The sequence below is a fragment of the Leucobacter sp. CX169 genome (assembly GCF_017161405.1).
Classification (GTDB): domain Bacteria; phylum Actinomycetota; class Actinomycetes; order Actinomycetales; family Microbacteriaceae; genus Cx-87.
Genome location: NZ_CP071051.1, coordinates 2,886,222 through 2,900,385 on the forward strand (window position 1 = coordinate 2,886,222; position 14,164 = coordinate 2,900,385).

Consider the following 14,164-nt stretch of genomic DNA (forward strand, 5'->3'; position numbering starts at 1 on the left):
TCGCGGCCGGGTGGCGACTCGCTACCCGGCCGCCGGCGTCTTGAGCCCCGACCCGGTCAGCACGACGACTGTGGTCTCTCCCGGCAGGATCGCGCCGCGCGCCCGGAGCTGGGTGAGCGCCGCAGCCGCGGTCGCGCTGGTGGGCTCGACGTACATTCCGGTGCGGGCGAGCGCGTCTCGGGCGCGCAGGATCCCGTCCTCCGGAACCGCGATGCTCTGGCCCCGGGACTCGCGCAGCGCCTCGACCATGAGGGCGAGACGAAGCGGGCTCCGGATCGCCGTGCCCTCCGCCGCGGTGGGGCGGACGGGCCGCTCGTCGCGCTCGCCCCGGAAGGCGGCGTCGACGGGCGAGCAGTTCAGCGGCTGCGCCGCGTGTAACCGTGGCAGCCGGTCGATCGCCCCGGCGCGCAGCAGCTCGCGGAAGCCGAGCGCGCAGCCGAGCAGGCTGCTGCCCGCGCCGACCGGCACGATCACGTGGTCGGGCGCCGTGAAGCCGAGGTCCTCCCAGATCTCGTACGCCAGGGTCTTCGTGCCTTCGAGAAAGAACGCCTGCCAGTTGTGGCTCGCATAGAACCCCTCGCCGCGCGCGAACGCCTCGATGGCCGCATGCTGGGACGCTTCGCGCGGCCCGTCGACGAGGCGCACCTCAGCCCCGTACGCGCGGGCTTGTGCGAGTTTGGCGGGCGACGTGGTGGCCGGCGCAAACACCGTGACCCCCAGCCCGCCGGCCGCGGCGTAGCCGGCGACCGAGGCCCCGCCGTTGCCCGAGCTGTCCTCGAGCACCCGCGTGATGCCCTGCTGGCGCAGGACCGAGAGCATCACGCTCGATCCGCGGTCCTTGAAGCTCCCGGTAGGCGAGAACCATTCGAGTTTGAAGCGCGCGGGCGCGCCCTCCCAGTCGCGCTCCACGAGCGGCGTGCACCCCTCGCCGAGGCTGATCGGGCGCGCGACCGCGAGCGGCAGGGCCGCCCGGTAACGCCAGAGGCTGCGCTCGGCGCTGTCGATCTCACTTCGGCCGATGCCGCCCCCCGGGGTGACGAGCAGCGGTCGCCCCCCGTCCGAGCGCCATCGCGGCACCCCGATCGGGGAGCGGGCACCGTCGAACGGGTCGACGTACGCGGGCTCCGGTGCCCCCGTAGGTGCGCCCGCCGTCACGCCTTCTTCGCCTCGACCAGCCGGGCCGCGCGCCTCCCGACCCAAGAGAGCGTGAGGTTGATCGCCAGGTAGATCACCACCGCCACGACCCAGAAGCTGAAGAGATAGGCGTTGCCGTAGTAGTTACCCATGTCCTTGATCGTCTTTGACAGCTCCGAGTAGGCCACGATGTAGCCCAGCGAGGTGTCCTTGAGCAGCACGATCATCTGTGCGATGAGAATGGGCAACATCTGGGTGAACGCCTGGGGAAACTCGATGAGCATGCGGGTGCGAATCGGCGTGAGCCCGATTGACAGCCCCGCCTCGCGCTGGCCCTTGTTCAGGGACACGATGCCGGCGCGCAGCGCCTCGCCCACGATCGCGCCGTTGTAGACGGCGAGCGCGATTACGACGGCCCAGAAGGCGCCGGTCGAGGCGACGAGCAGGATGAAGAGCATCATGAGCAGCACGGGCATGCCGCGGAAGAACTCGAGCACGACGGCGACGGGCACCCGGATCCACATCGACTTTGCCAGCCGGCCGAAGGTGAAGAGAATGCCAATCATGAATGCGCCGACCATCGCGGTGACGGCGGCCAGCAGCGTAGCGACGACGCCCTTGCCGATCGCGCCCCAGACCTCGCCGTAGGCGAGCACGTCCCAGCGGGAGGCGTCGAACATGCCGGGAGTGACGTTGCCGTTGACCGCCACCTGCGGCTGGGCGAGCCGCCAGATGGCCCAGCCGAGCACTGCGGCGACGGCGATCAAGCCGACGACGGAGATGAGGACCGAGCGCTGCCTGGCCTTGGGGCCGGGGGCGTCGTAGAGAACCGTTGCCGTGCTCATCGCAGCACCCGAACCTTCTTCTCAATCTGCCCGGCGATGAGGCCGAGCGGAACGGTGATCACGAGGTAGCAGAGCGCGATGCCCACGAGGATGGGGATGACCGCCTGCCCGTTCTCGTTCGTGAGGCTTCGTGCGACCGCAAAGAGCTCAACCACGAAGAACCCGCCGGCGACCGAGCTGTTCTTCGTGAGCGCGATAAACACGTTGATGAGCGGCGGCACGACCATGCGCAGCGCCTGCGGCAGCACGATCAGCGTGAGCGTCTGCCCAAAGTTCAGCCCGATCGAGCGGGCCGCCTCAGCCTGCCCGACGTGGACGCCGTTGATCCCTGACCGCAACGCCTCTGCCACGAACGGTGAGGTGTAGATCGCCAGGGTAATCATCGCGAGGATCGGGTACGACGGTTTGTCCGGCGCAATGAGCGGCAGGACGAACACCATGAAGATGAAGAGCATGACGAGCGGGGTATTCCGGATGATCTCGGTGTACACCGTCGCGAAGCCGCGCAGCGAGGCAACCGGCGAGATCCGCATCGTCACCACGACGAGACCGATCGCCATCGCCCCGAGGCCGCCAAAGATGAGCAGGCGCAGGGTCATCCAAAACCCGGTGCCGACTGCGCCGATGTTCTCGAAGAACACGTCCACTGGGGCCGCCTCTCATGTCGGGGTGTGGTGGCCGGGGCGTCTCGCCCCGGCCACCAGTGGGTCAGTACCGGTCGATCGTCGGCGGGGTCGGCGTCGCGAGCACCTTGCCCGCGGTCGACTCCCAGGCCTTCGCCCAGGCGCCGTCTTCGAACGACTCCTCGAGGGTGTCGTTGATGAAGGTGCGGAAGTCCTCATCGCCGAGCTTCAGGCCGATGCCGTACGGCTCTTCCGTGAAGGGGTTGTCGATGACCTCGAACTGGCCGGCGTTCTGGTCGGCCAGACCGGCGAGGATCACGTTGTCCGTGGAGACCGCGACGACCTCACCCGCGCGCAGCGGCTCGAGGCAGTTCGAGTAGGTGTCGGTCGCGAGGACCTCGACGCCGGCGTCCTTCAGGTTCTGCTCCGATGTCGATCCGGTGACCGAACAGACCTTCTTACCCTTGACGTCGTCGATTCCCGTGATGCCGTCGGGGTTGCCGCTGAGCACCAGCAGGTCCTGGCCAGCGACGTAGTACGGGCCTGCGAAGTCGACGACTTCCTTGCGCTTGTCGTTGATCGTGTAGGTCGCGATCACGAGATCAACCTCGCCGTTCTCGATAAACGGCTCGCGGTTGGCCGAGACGGCCTCTTTCCACTCGATCTTGTCCGCGGGAATGCCGAGCTTGCCGGCAATCAGCTTGCCGATCTCGACGTCAAAGCCCTCAGGCCCGTTCGGGCCCTTCAGGCCGAAGAGCGGCTGATCAAACTTCGTGCCGATCGTGATTTTGCCCGCCTCGTTGAGCTTCGCCATCGTGGTGCCGGCCTCAAAGGTCGTCTCGGCAGCCACCTCGGGAGCGGCTGTTTCGCCGCCTCCCCCGGGAGAGCCGGACGCGCAGGCCGAGAGCGCCAATGCTCCGACCGCAGCAATCACGAGTGCGTACTTGGTAATTCGCATGGGTGCCTACCTTCGTTGGTGTGCGGGCGGGGTTGTGCCCGCCCTATGGGTCCCGCGAGCGATCATCGACTAGTGGCCGAGAATCTTGGAGAGGAAGTCCTTGGCGCGGGAGGTCTGTGGGTTGTCAAAGAACTGCTCGGGAGTCGCTTCCTCGACGATCTGGCCATCCGCCATGAAGACGATGCGGTCGGCCGCGCGTCGGGCAAATCCCATCTCGTGCGTGACCGCCACCATCGTCATGCCGTCGTTGGCCAGGCCGATCATGGTGTCGAGCACCTCGTTGATCATCTCGGGGTCGAGCGCCGAGGTTGGCTCGTCGAGCAGGATGAGCTTGGGCTCCATCGCGAGCGAGCGAGCGATCGCGGCCCGCTGCTGCTGCCCGCCAGACAGCTGAGAGGGCAATTTCTTTGCCTGATTGGCGATGCCGACGCGCTCGAGCAGGCGCATCGCGCGTTCCTCTGCCTCTTTCTTCGAGAGGCCGAGGACCTTAATGGGGCCGAGCGTCACGTTCTCGAGGATGGTCTTGTGCGCGAAGAGGTTGAATGACTGGAACACCATGCCGACATCTGCGCGCAGCTTGGCGAGTTCCTTGCCCTCTTCGGGAAGCGCGACGCCGTCGATCGTGATCGTTCCCGAGTCAATCGTCTCGAGCCGGTTGATCGCGCGGCAGAGGGTCGACTTTCCCGACCCCGAGGGCCCGAGCACGACCACTACCTCGCCGCGGCCGACCTGCGTATTGATGTCCTTGAGCACGTGGAGTTCGCCGAAGTGTTTATTCACACCGGTGATCGTCACGAGCGCATCTTCTCGATCGCGGACCACTCTGACCGCCGTCGTTTCTCCCATGCCCGTATCTTGGGCCCCTGCTGTGGTCGGCACAAGGGGTGTGGATAACTCGCGTGTTCGCGATCAGTGGCGCTGACAACCAGGGAATTCCCCGTGTTCCCGTGTCAGAACTCGGTGCGATCCCCTCACGGGCGGCCGCGGCGGCCGCGGGGATTGTTATGTTTCCGTCACCCGCGCGCGGCTCGGCAGGACTCGCACACCCCGAACAGGTCGACGACGTGCTCGATCTCCGCAAAGCCGTACTCGGCGGCGACCTGCCGCGACCACGTCTCGACGGCCTCGGCCGCCAGCTCGCGGGTGTCCCCGCAGCTTCGGCAGATGAGGTGGTGGTGGTGACCCTCCATCGCGCACGATCGGAAGAGGTTCTCGCCCTCGGGCGCTTGCACCGAGTCCGCCTCGCCCGATTCGGTCAGCCCCGACAGCGCGCGATAGACCGTCGCGAGCCCGATCGTGGAGCCCTGCTCGCGCAGTCGCTGGTGGAGCTCCTGCGCGCTGACGAACCCGCGCGCCTCGGCGAGGGCTGCCCGCACCGCCTCGCGCTGCCAAGTGTTGCGTCGAGCGCCGCTCACGAGTGCCTCCCGGTGGCCTGGTTGATGGTTATGCCTGTGCCCCACGGTATCGAACCCGGCGCGCTCCCGCGCGAGCACTCACCCGGTGCACACCGAGCGCGACGAGAAACAGCAACGCGACGGCGACACCCACCGCGCCCCCGGCCGCAACGCCGAAGGCGGCGGATCCCCACAGCCCGAGCAGCCCCGCGAGCACGCCGATGCCGGCGGCAATCGGGGGGATCCAGCCGATGGACGGCGCGACCAGCCGGGCGGCCGCGGCCGGCCCGATCAGGACGGCGACGCCCAGGATCGCGCCGACCGCCGGCATGGCGGCGACGACTGCGGCTGCGATCATCGCGGTGGCCACGAGCTCCATCGGCCAGGACCGGTAGCCCGCGGCGCGAAAGCCCGCCGGGTCGAACGTGTGGAACAGGAGGCGCCGGCCGAAGATCGCAAGCAGCAGCAGCGAGGTGACGAGCACCGCCGCGGTCGTAACGACGTCGGACACGCTCACTCCCAGTGGCGAGCCGATCAGCAGGGCGTCGACCCCCACGACGTCGGCTCCACCCGGCAGCGCGATCGAGGGGGCCAGGCTCGCAAGCAACGCCCCGAGCGCGAAGCCAAACGAGAGTACGACCCCGCTCACGACCTGGCGTCCCTGCCCGGGCACCCGGGTGAGCAGGGTCATGAGGAGGACCAGTACGACCGCGAAGGCGGCCTGGCCCGCGAGCACGCTCCACCCCAGGATCGCGAACAGCACGCCGCCGGGGAAGGTGGCGTGGCTGAGCGCGACCGCGAAGAACGAGCGTCGTCGCAGCACGATGAGCGTGCCGGCGAGGCCCGCGAGCAGGCCGAGCAGCGTGAGTTCGAGGGCGGCAAGGGCGAGGTAGCTCACGCGGCGACCTCCGTGCCCTCGGGCCGGATCCTGCGCAACCGCGCCCGCAGCAGCCGAGGTGCCAGCAGCCGGAAGCCGACCGCGAGGGCGTACGCCGCGACGAGCACGAGCACGACTACCGCGCCGGGCGAGACCGCCACCCCAGCGCCGACCGAGCTGGAAAACGACACCCAGAGCCCAATGACCCCCGCGGCGAAGGGCACGAGGATCGCGATGGGGATGAGCCAGGCGAGGCGGCGCGTGAGCAGGCGCGCGGTCGCCATGGGCACGGTCAGGATCGCGAGGACCATGAGCGTGCCGAGCGCCTGCACGCCCGCGACGACGAGCAGCGCGACGGCGGCGCCGAGCGCGAGATCGGTGGGGGTGGTGCGAAAGCCCGCCGCAGCGAAGCCCGCGGGGTCGAAGGCGCGCAGCAGCTGGGCACGCCAGGTGAACGCGATCACGGCGACGGCGACGATGGCCACCACGACGACCTGGACGAGCTGTTCCTGCGTCACGGTGAGCAGGCGGCCTAAGAGGAGTTCCTCGAGTTGGCTGACGTAGTTCTGCTGACGCGAGACGAGGACGATGCCGATGCTGAAGAGGCTCGTGAGCACGACGGCGATCGCGGCGTCCGAGCCCACGCCCCGTCGCTCCAGCACTGTGAGCAGCACGACGGCGGCGAGCGCCGCGATCAGGGCGCCGGGGAGGAGGGCGGCGGTCCCGCCGACGATCGAACCGATGACGAGGCCGGGGAAGACCGCGTGGATCAGACCGTCACTCATGAACTCGAGATCGCGGAGGCTGATGAACAGGCCAACGACGCCCGCCGCGACCGCGAGCACGGCGACGGTGATGAGCGCCCGGGACATGAACGGCAGCGCGAAGACGTCGAGCGGCCCGAACGCGGCCTGCAGCTCGAAGATTCCGGGGGTCACTACGCGGCGCTCCAGGGCGAGGTGGGCTCGTCCGGCCGTTCGGTTTCGCGCGTGGTGGTGACCGTGTGGTGGTCCAGTTCGACGGTCGAGCCGGCGAAGGCGCGCTCGACGGCGTCGAGCGTCAGCGCCTCATCGATCGGCCCGTATGCGACGAGGCATCCGGTCGGCCGGGCCCCGGGGTCGCCGTGGTGGCCGTCGAGGAGGAGGACGTGACTGCAGGTCTCTCGGGCGATCTCGAGGTCGTGCGTCGACACGAGAATGGTGCGCCCCTCGACGCGGAGCTCGCGAATGGTGGCGAGCAGCATGTCGCGGTTGGCGCGATCCAGTCCGTTGAAGGGCTCGTCGAGCAGCAGGATCTGCGGGTCGACGACGAGCGCGCGGGCAAGGATCACGCGCTGCTGCTGCCCACCTGAGAGCTCGCCGAAGCGGCGGCGGGCGAGGTGGGCGAGGCCGACGCGCTCGAGGGCGGCGTCAACGCGGCGGCGGCCGTCGCGACCGACCGGGCGCACCGGGCCGAGCGCACGGTAGAGCCCCATCGTGACGGCCTGGCGCACCGTGATTGGCAGCTCGTTGTCGCGACGGTCGGCCTGCGGCAGCGACCCGACGCGCGCGAGCGCCGCCCGGGGAGATCCGCCGAGCACGCGGAGGCTTCCGCCGGTGAGCTCGGCGAGCCCCAGGAGGCCCCGCAGCAGGGTCGACTTCCCCGCCCCGTTCGGCCCGATCAGCGCGACGGCCGATCCTGCCTCGATCGTCGCCGTGATGTCCGCAAGCGTGGTGACCCCGCGATACCCGAAGGAGGCGCCGAGGAGCTCAATCACCGGGGCGCCCGGTGCAGCGGCCTGGTCGGTGTTCATTGCAGGGCCTCCTGGAGGGATTCGGGCAGGGGGTCCGGCGTGAAGCCCCAAGCCTCCAGGATGACACGAACGTTGTGCTCGGTCGCCGCGAGATACGTGTCGGTGTCGCTACCGGGCACACCCAGGGCGTCCACCGCGAGCGTGTCGCTGTCGATCACGGTGGCCCCCGACTCGCGAGCGATCGTGCGGGCGAGCTTCGGGTTCATCGTGGACTCGACGAAGATCGCCCGAACGCCCTGTTCCTGAATCTTCGCGACGAGGGCGTCGATCTCGGCGACGCTCGGCTCCGCGTTGTCCTCGAAACTCGGCAGGATCGACCCGGCAAACGCGATCTCGTACGCGTCGAGGAAGTAGCGGAGCGAGTCGTGCCCGCTGACCAGGATCCGCTCGCTCGGGGGTACCCGCGCGAACTGGGCGGCGGCCCAGTCGTCGAGATCGGCGAGCAGCTGCTGGTATGCCTCGGCGCGATCCTGGAAGCCTGTCGCGTGCTCGGGGTCGGCGGCCGCAAGACCGTCGGCGACCGCGTCGACCATGCCAGCCGCCATCATCGGGGCGGTCCAGAGGTGCGGGTTGACGTCGCTCTCGCCGTGGTCGTGGCCGTCGTGCCCCTCCTCCGCGGTTTCCTCCGCGGCGTGCTCGTCGGCATGCTCATCCTCGTGCGCGTGCTCGGCGTGCTCCGTCGCATCTTCCGCCTCGTGCGCGGCGCGCTCGGTCGCGGCGCGAGCGGCCTCAAGGTCGACCCCGCTGCTCGCGTCGATGATCTCACCGGCGAACCCAGAGGCCTCGATGGCGCCATCGATGTAGGTGTCGAGGCCTTGCCCGTTCACAATCAAGACATCGGCGCGGGAGAGCTCGAGCAGTTCGGCCGGGCTCGGGTCGAAGTGGTGCGCTGAGCTGCCGGGCGCCATGAGTCCGCTGATCGTCACGTCGTCCCCGCCGACGATGCGCGCAAAGTCGGTGAGCTGCGTCGTGGTCGTGACGACGCGCAGATGCCCGCCATCCCCGTCGTCGGGGGTCACGGCACATCCCGTGAGGGCGAGCGAGCCGGCGGCGAGCGCCGCGATGGCCGCGCTGAGGGTGAATCGGTGTGATGCAGTGCGCATGAGTGCTTCCTAGTTGAGAACGACTCTCAGTCTAGGGGTAATGAGAATCGTTCGCAACAACACGCGGCCCCGGTCATCGCCGAGGAATTCGCCGCTCGTTAGGCTGGCACGAGACAGAGTGAATGGGGATCGCGTGCTCGAATTACCAACCAGCGCCGTCGGGTTGCGCGACGCGCTCCGCACCGGCAGCCTCACCGCCCGAGAGGTCACCGAGCACTTTCTCGGCCGCATCGAGGCCGAAAACCCGAGAATCGGCGCCTTCGTCAGCGTGAACGCCGACTCCGCACTTGCCGAGGCCGATGCCGCCGACCGCCAAGTTGCCGCCACCCCCGCCAGCGATCGCCCCGGCCTTCCGTCGCTGCTGGGCATGCCGATTGCGCATAAGGACATCGTCGATGTCGCCGGCGCCCTGACGACACACGGTTCGCGCGCGCTGCCGCACCGCGTGGCAGACACCGACTCCCCCATCGCCCAACAACTGCGCGACAGCGGCGCGATCTCACTCGGCAAGACCCAGGTCCCCGAGCTCGGCCTCTCCTCCTACTCCGAGAACGACGTCGCGCCGCCCGCGCGCAACCCACTTGACCCCGAACGCACCCCCGGCGGTTCCTCAGGCGGCGCGGCCGCCGCGGTCGCCGCCGGCATGCTGCCCCTGTCCCCGGGCAGCGACGGGGGCGGATCCGTGCGCATCCCGGCCCTCGCCTGCGGGCTCATCGGCCTCAAGCCCGGGTTCGGCGCCGTGCGCGCGGACACGCTCCTCGGCGACACCGACCCGTTTGGGGCCCCGCGCCTGGTCACCTCGGGCCCGCTCGCGCATTCGGCGGCGGACGCGGCGCTGCTCTACGACGCCATGACCCGGGTCTCCGGCACGACGAGCGAACCCGCGCTCGAGGCCGTCGTTCGGGCCGAAGACCTCGGGCCCTTGCGCATCGGCGTGAGCCTGCGCTCACCGTTCGAGTCGGCGATGGATGTTGCCCTCAGCCCCGAGGCACTGTTGGCCCTCGAGTCGGGGATCGCCGCACTGAGCGCTTCCGGGCACCGGGTCGAGGAGGCCCGCTTCAGCTACGACCCCCGCTACACCGACGCCTTCACGACCGCGTGGACTTCGGCGCTCGCGCTGCTCGATTTCGACGCCGGTGCAGTGGAGCGCTTGGGCGCACTGGCGCGGTCCTTCCGCGTACGCTCGATCGCGCGCGACCCCGGGCGCATCCGAGAAGCCGGCGCGATCCTGCAGCAATTTGCCGCCGACGCCGACGCTCAGTGGGGGAAGTACGACGTCGTCCTCACGCCCGGCCTCGCGTTCCTGCCGCCTCGCATCGGGTCAAACCTCGCGCTCACCCCCGACGAGGATTACCGCCAGCAGTGCCTCTTCACCCCCTTCACGTCGATGGTGAACGTGTCGGGATTGCCCGCCATCGCGGTACCGACCATCGAGGTCCCGGCAACGAACTCCCAGGCCGCCCGCCCGCTCTCGATGGGCGTGCAGCTCATCGCACCCCGCGGCGGCGAGATCCGGCTGTTGCAGCTCGCGGCGCAGATGGAGGCGAGGCTCGCCCGCTAACGGCGGGGCAGGATCCCGGCATACGCCACGAGCAGGCGGTCCGTCGAGGCGGACCAGCTCCGCCGCTCGGCGAACGCTCGCGCGGACTCGCCCATGCGGATCCAGCCCGCCTCGTCACTCAGCACCTCGCGGATCGCTGCCGCCCAGGTCGCCGGATCGCGCCCTTCGATAAGCAGTCCCGTTTCGCCGTCGAGGACGGCTTCGCGCAGGCCCCCGGCGTCGGCGGCGGCAATGACCGGGACCCCTGACGCGGCGGCCTCGAGGGCGATCAGCCCGAACGTTTCTGAGTGCGAGGGCACGAGCACCAGGTCGGCGTGCCGCAGCCGGTCGGCCAGCTCGTCGCGATGCAGGGCCCCGTCGAAGCGGACCGCGCCGTTCAGGCACTCGGCCGCGGCGTGGAGGCGCGCGGTGTACCCGTCGTCGTCGGGCGGGGGTGCGCCGACGATCCGCAGCACCGGTCGCTCGCGTGACGAAATCGCCGCGACGGCGTCGATCGCGAGGTCGAAGCCCTTCAGCGGGTGCAGGCGGCCGGCGACTAAGACCTCAGCGGGTTCGCCGGCGCGCCGGCGCTGCAGGTGGGCGGCGCGCTCGCCCGCGCCGAGGGGGTGGAAGTCGGCAGCGTCGACGCCGAGGGGCACGACGGCCACTCGCTCGCCGCCCAGGCGCTGGCGCACCGTCGCCGCCTCGGCCTCGCTCACCGCGATGACGAGGTCGGCGTCGCGCGCCAGCGTCTGCTCACCCACCAGGCGGCCCGGCGACTCGGCCCGCTCACCCGACGCGAGTGGCGTGTCCGACCCGGCGGCGATGCTGTGGAAGCTCTGCGCGAGCGGGATCCCGAAGCGACGGGCGACGGGCAGCGCCGCGATGCCCGAGAACCAGTGCTCTGCGTGGAGCAGGTCGAGGGGGAGCCGCCCCAGGAGCGCGGCGAGCGCCGCCGTGAACGCTGGCATCAGAGTCTCGTGCGCACCCTTGTCGAGCAGACGCTGGGGCCCGGCGTCGAGGTGATGCAGCCGCAGCCCCTCGGCGAGCTGGAGCGAGGCGGGCTGCTCCGCTGCGCTGCGCCGGGTGATGAGCTCAACCTGGTGGCCGCGACGCGCGAGCTCACGGGCCTGCGCCAGCACGACGACGTTCATCCCGCCAGCGTCCTTCGTCCCCGGCTCATCAAGCGGCGAGGTGTGCAGCACGACGAAGCCGATGCGCAGCGGGAGAACAGACATGGATCGAACGTATCTCACGATTCGGCACTGACCGGCATTAGGCCCCGCTCCCGATCCCTGCCGCGAGACGGACAAGCGTCGCCCCGGCGTTGTACCCCGCAACCCCGGCACGCGAGCCGTCGCGGTGCAGGTGTTCAGTGAGCAGCCCTTCTGGCCGGAACGAGGGTTCGAGCTCGAGCGCAGCGGCGGCGTCCCGCTCACTCCCCTGAGCCGGCCGGATCCCTCGCGCCGCGATGACCGTGCCATACACCTGCAGCGTGAACCCCGAGCGAGGCAGATAGGCGCCCGGATCTTCCGCTCCCTGCAGATCATGCAGGATGGTGCGCGCGGCGTGCGCGCCCTGCGCTGCGGCGTCGTCCCAGTGGTCGATGCGCATCGGCGACCCATCGATCGACAGCACCGCGGCGCTCCCCGCGGCGTAGACCGAGGTGGCGCCTACGACGCGCAACGCCAGGTCCACCCGAATCCCGCCTGCCGCTTGGGCCCAGTCTGTGGCCGGCACGGTTCCCTGCGCGACGACAAGCACATCGACATCCTCTCGAGTCCCGTCACCCAGCGTCAGCGTCACGGCCCGCGCACCGCGCCCGGGTTCAACCGCGACGAGGTCGCTGCCAAAGCGTGCGTCGACCCGATCGCGGTGCAGCTCTGCAAGTTGCTCCGCAATACGCCTGCCGACCGCGGCCCGAAGCGGCTGGGCGGAACGTCCGAGCAGTAGGACTTGGGAGCCGGCCGCACTGAAGTGGCTGGCGACCTCGGCACCGATGAACCCCGAGCCGAGGATCGCGATGCGCGTCCGTGCAGGGTCGGGAAGCGCTGCACGCAGGGCCAGTGCGTCAGCCGCGGTGTGGAGCTGGTAGACCCGGCTGCCGCGAGCGACCGTTGTCGCCGGGCCGAGGCCGCGCGGCACGCTTCCACTCGCCAGCACGAGCGCGTCGGCGCGAAGCTCGCGGCCGTCGGCGAGCGTCACGCTGCGCCGAGCCATGTTGAGGCCGACCGCGCGACCGGCGATGAGGTCGACCCCGGCCACAGGATGCAACTGAATCTGCTCGGGGGTCAGTAATCCCGGGAGCACGCCAGTGTCGACCAGAGTGCGGTTGATCGGCCGATCCGGCTCGGCGTCCAGCACGCGCACGGGTCCGTCGAATCCCTGCGTGCGCAGCTTCGCCGCACACGCGTGCCCGGCGGCGCCGCCGCCCACGATGAGCACCCCAGTTGCTGAATCTGACATTTTGCTCCTTCTGCATATTGGCTGGCAGTCACCCTTGCCAGGGATACCCCCCATGGGTATATAGTGACTGTAGCAATACCCCACTGGGGTATAAACCATCGCCGAAATATCGGCCCACACGCAGGAGGAACCATCATGGCAACCACTGAATTCCAGGTCACGGGTATGACGTGCGGCCACTGCGAAGGATCAATTCGCAGCGAAGTGAGCCAGATCCCCGGCGTCTCGAACATCGAGGTCAGCGCCGCCACCGGCCACCTCTCGGTCACCACGACCGGCGATCCCGTCGATACCGCGGCAGTGTTCGCGGCCGTCGAAGAGGCCGGCTACGAGGCCGCTACACGCTAATTGCCCACCCGCCGAGCGAGGCGCCTGGGAACCCCACCCAAGCGCCCCGCGGCACCAGATTGAGGATCCACCCCGTGAACACTCCCCTGCGACTCAGCCTCTATGGGATCGGCCTGGTCGCCGCCTTCGGCGCCGCCTTTGCCCTGTCAGGCGCGTTGACACCCGAGGCGGCCGTTGCCGATCGCGCGGCGGCCACCGAGGCCGCACACGGGACGGCCACCGAACACGGCGAGACCGCTACCGCAGTGACTGCGACCACCGAGTCCACCCGGGGGGTGACGCTCGCCTCAAATGGGCTGCAGCTCAGCCCCGTCGCAGCGCCCCACGCGATCGGCGAGGATGGAAAGCTCAGCTTCTCAGTCACGGACGCGAGCGGCGAGCCGATGCTCGAGTACGTCGAAGAACACGAGAAAGAACTGCACCTGATCGTGGTCCGCTCAGACGGGGCGGAATTCCGGCACGTCCACCCGACGCTTGACACGGCTGGCACCTGGTCGCTGCCGTGGAGCTGGGACGCCGCCGGCAGTTACCGCGTCTTCGCCGACTTCGTTCCCGCCGGCTCGGAGAACCCCGTCACCCTGACCCGCACGGTAGAGGTGGCTGGCGAGTTCGCCCCAGCAGACTCCCACGACACCTCACGCGAGGCCAAGGTTTCGGGCTTCGACGTCAGCCTCGAGGGCGACCTCCTCGTGGGGTCTGCCTCCACGCTGACGCTCTCCGTTTCGCGCGACGGAAAGCCCGTCACCACGATGGAGCCCTACCTCGGCGCGTTCGGCCACTTGGTCGCCCTCCGCGAGGGAGACCTTGCCTATCTGCACGTGCACCCCGAGGGCGCAGAGCCCACCCCCGGTGAGAATTCCGGCCCCGAGGTCGTCTTCGCGAGCGAAGCTCCCACTGCCGGCCGGTACTTCCTGTACTTCGACTTCCAGGTCGACGGAAAGGTGTATTCGGCTCCGTTCATCGTCGACGCCGCCCCAGCGGCCGCGGGTGCGAGCGAACCGGTCGAAGAGGAAACTCACGACGAGGGTCACTAGCAACTCCCGGTCACTTACCCCTGCACTCTTCAGCGACAAGGACACCCACT

At 69.5% G+C, this 14,164-nt stretch carries 15 protein-coding genes; 3 read left to right on the forward strand and 12 right to left on the reverse strand.

Annotated elements, in window-relative coordinates; genetic code table 11:
• Nucleotides 1-21 precede the first annotated feature (21 nt).
• From JW030_RS13170 to JW030_RS13215, 10 genes are all read right to left on the reverse strand, one after another.
• Nucleotides 22-1,155, reverse strand: a complete 1,134-nt coding sequence (locus JW030_RS13170; protein ID WP_188045134.1) for a pyridoxal-phosphate dependent enzyme — start codon at nt 1,153-1,155, stop codon at nt 22-24.
• Nucleotides 1,152-1,979 carry an amino acid ABC transporter permease gene (locus JW030_RS13175; protein ID WP_188045133.1) on the reverse strand — a complete coding sequence of 276 codons (828 nt, stop codon included), beginning with the start codon at nt 1,977-1,979 and terminating at the stop codon, nt 1,152-1,154. Before JW030_RS13175 ends, JW030_RS13170 begins: the two co-directional genes overlap by 4 nt.
• Entirely contained in the window at nt 1,976-2,626 is a 651-nt protein-coding gene (locus JW030_RS13180) for an amino acid ABC transporter permease (RefSeq protein WP_256434434.1), read from the reverse strand. The genes JW030_RS13175 and JW030_RS13180 overlap by 4 nt, the downstream gene beginning before the upstream one ends.
• 61 nt (nt 2,627-2,687) lie before the next feature.
• Complete coding sequence (locus tag JW030_RS13185) at nt 2,688-3,560, reverse strand: glutamate ABC transporter substrate-binding protein (protein WP_188045132.1); 873 nt, start codon at nt 3,558-3,560, stop codon at nt 2,688-2,690.
• A 69-nt stretch (nt 3,561-3,629) separates the two neighbouring features.
• Nucleotides 3,630-4,406, reverse strand: coding sequence for an amino acid ABC transporter ATP-binding protein (locus tag JW030_RS13190; protein WP_188045131.1), 777 nt, complete (start codon nt 4,404-4,406; stop codon nt 3,630-3,632).
• 167 nt (nt 4,407-4,573) lie between these two features.
• Nucleotides 4,574-4,975 (reverse strand): Fur family transcriptional regulator, encoded by a 402-nt coding sequence (locus JW030_RS13195; protein ID WP_188045130.1) that lies wholly within the window; start codon nt 4,973-4,975, stop codon nt 4,574-4,576.
• Between the two features lie 28 nt (nt 4,976-5,003).
• Nucleotides 5,004-5,852 carry a metal ABC transporter permease gene (locus tag JW030_RS13200; protein ID WP_188045129.1) on the reverse strand — a complete coding sequence of 283 codons (849 nt, stop codon included), beginning with the start codon at nt 5,850-5,852 and terminating at the stop codon, nt 5,004-5,006.
• Entirely contained in the window at nt 5,849-6,769 is a 921-nt protein-coding gene (locus JW030_RS13205) for a metal ABC transporter permease (RefSeq protein WP_241095469.1), read from the reverse strand. Before JW030_RS13205 ends, JW030_RS13200 begins: the two co-directional genes overlap by 4 nt.
• Complete coding sequence (locus JW030_RS13210) at nt 6,769-7,623, reverse strand: metal ABC transporter ATP-binding protein (RefSeq protein WP_188045128.1); 855 nt, start codon at nt 7,621-7,623, stop codon at nt 6,769-6,771. The genes JW030_RS13205 and JW030_RS13210 overlap by 1 nt, the downstream gene beginning before the upstream one ends.
• Entirely contained in the window at nt 7,620-8,726 is a 1,107-nt protein-coding gene (locus tag JW030_RS13215; RefSeq protein WP_188045127.1) for a metal ABC transporter substrate-binding protein, read from the reverse strand. The genes JW030_RS13210 and JW030_RS13215 overlap by 4 nt, the downstream gene beginning before the upstream one ends.
• A gap of 133 nt (nt 8,727-8,859) precedes the next feature.
• On the opposite strand from JW030_RS13215, the gene JW030_RS13220 reads away from it, so the two are divergent.
• Entirely contained in the window at nt 8,860-10,287 is a 1,428-nt protein-coding gene (locus JW030_RS13220; RefSeq protein ID WP_241095470.1) for an amidase, read from the forward strand.
• On the opposite strand, the gene JW030_RS13225 is transcribed toward JW030_RS13220, so the two are convergent.
• Both JW030_RS13225 and JW030_RS13230 read right to left on the reverse strand, forming a co-directional pair.
• Nucleotides 10,284-11,504 carry a glycosyltransferase gene (locus tag JW030_RS13225; protein WP_188045125.1) on the reverse strand — a complete coding sequence of 407 codons (1,221 nt, stop codon included), beginning with the start codon at nt 11,502-11,504 and terminating at the stop codon, nt 10,284-10,286. The two genes, JW030_RS13220 and JW030_RS13225, sit on opposite strands and share 4 nt — an antisense overlap.
• Nucleotides 11,505-11,541: 37 nt before the next feature.
• Nucleotides 11,542-12,732, reverse strand: coding sequence for an FAD-dependent oxidoreductase (locus tag JW030_RS13230; RefSeq protein ID WP_188045124.1), 1,191 nt, complete (start codon nt 12,730-12,732; stop codon nt 11,542-11,544).
• A gap of 135 nt (nt 12,733-12,867) precedes the next feature.
• Here JW030_RS13230 and JW030_RS13235 point away from each other — a divergent pair, with 135 nt between their 5' ends.
• The gene (locus tag JW030_RS13235) at nt 12,868-13,080 is read left to right on the forward strand and encodes a heavy-metal-associated domain-containing protein (RefSeq protein ID WP_188045123.1); all 213 of its coding nucleotides are present in this window, start codon (nt 12,868-12,870) and stop codon (nt 13,078-13,080) included.
• Between the two features lie 74 nt (nt 13,081-13,154).
• Nucleotides 13,155-14,114 (forward strand): heavy-metal-associated domain-containing protein, encoded by a 960-nt coding sequence (locus JW030_RS13240; RefSeq protein WP_188045122.1) that lies wholly within the window; start codon nt 13,155-13,157, stop codon nt 14,112-14,114.
• Nucleotides 14,115-14,164 lie beyond the last annotated feature (50 nt).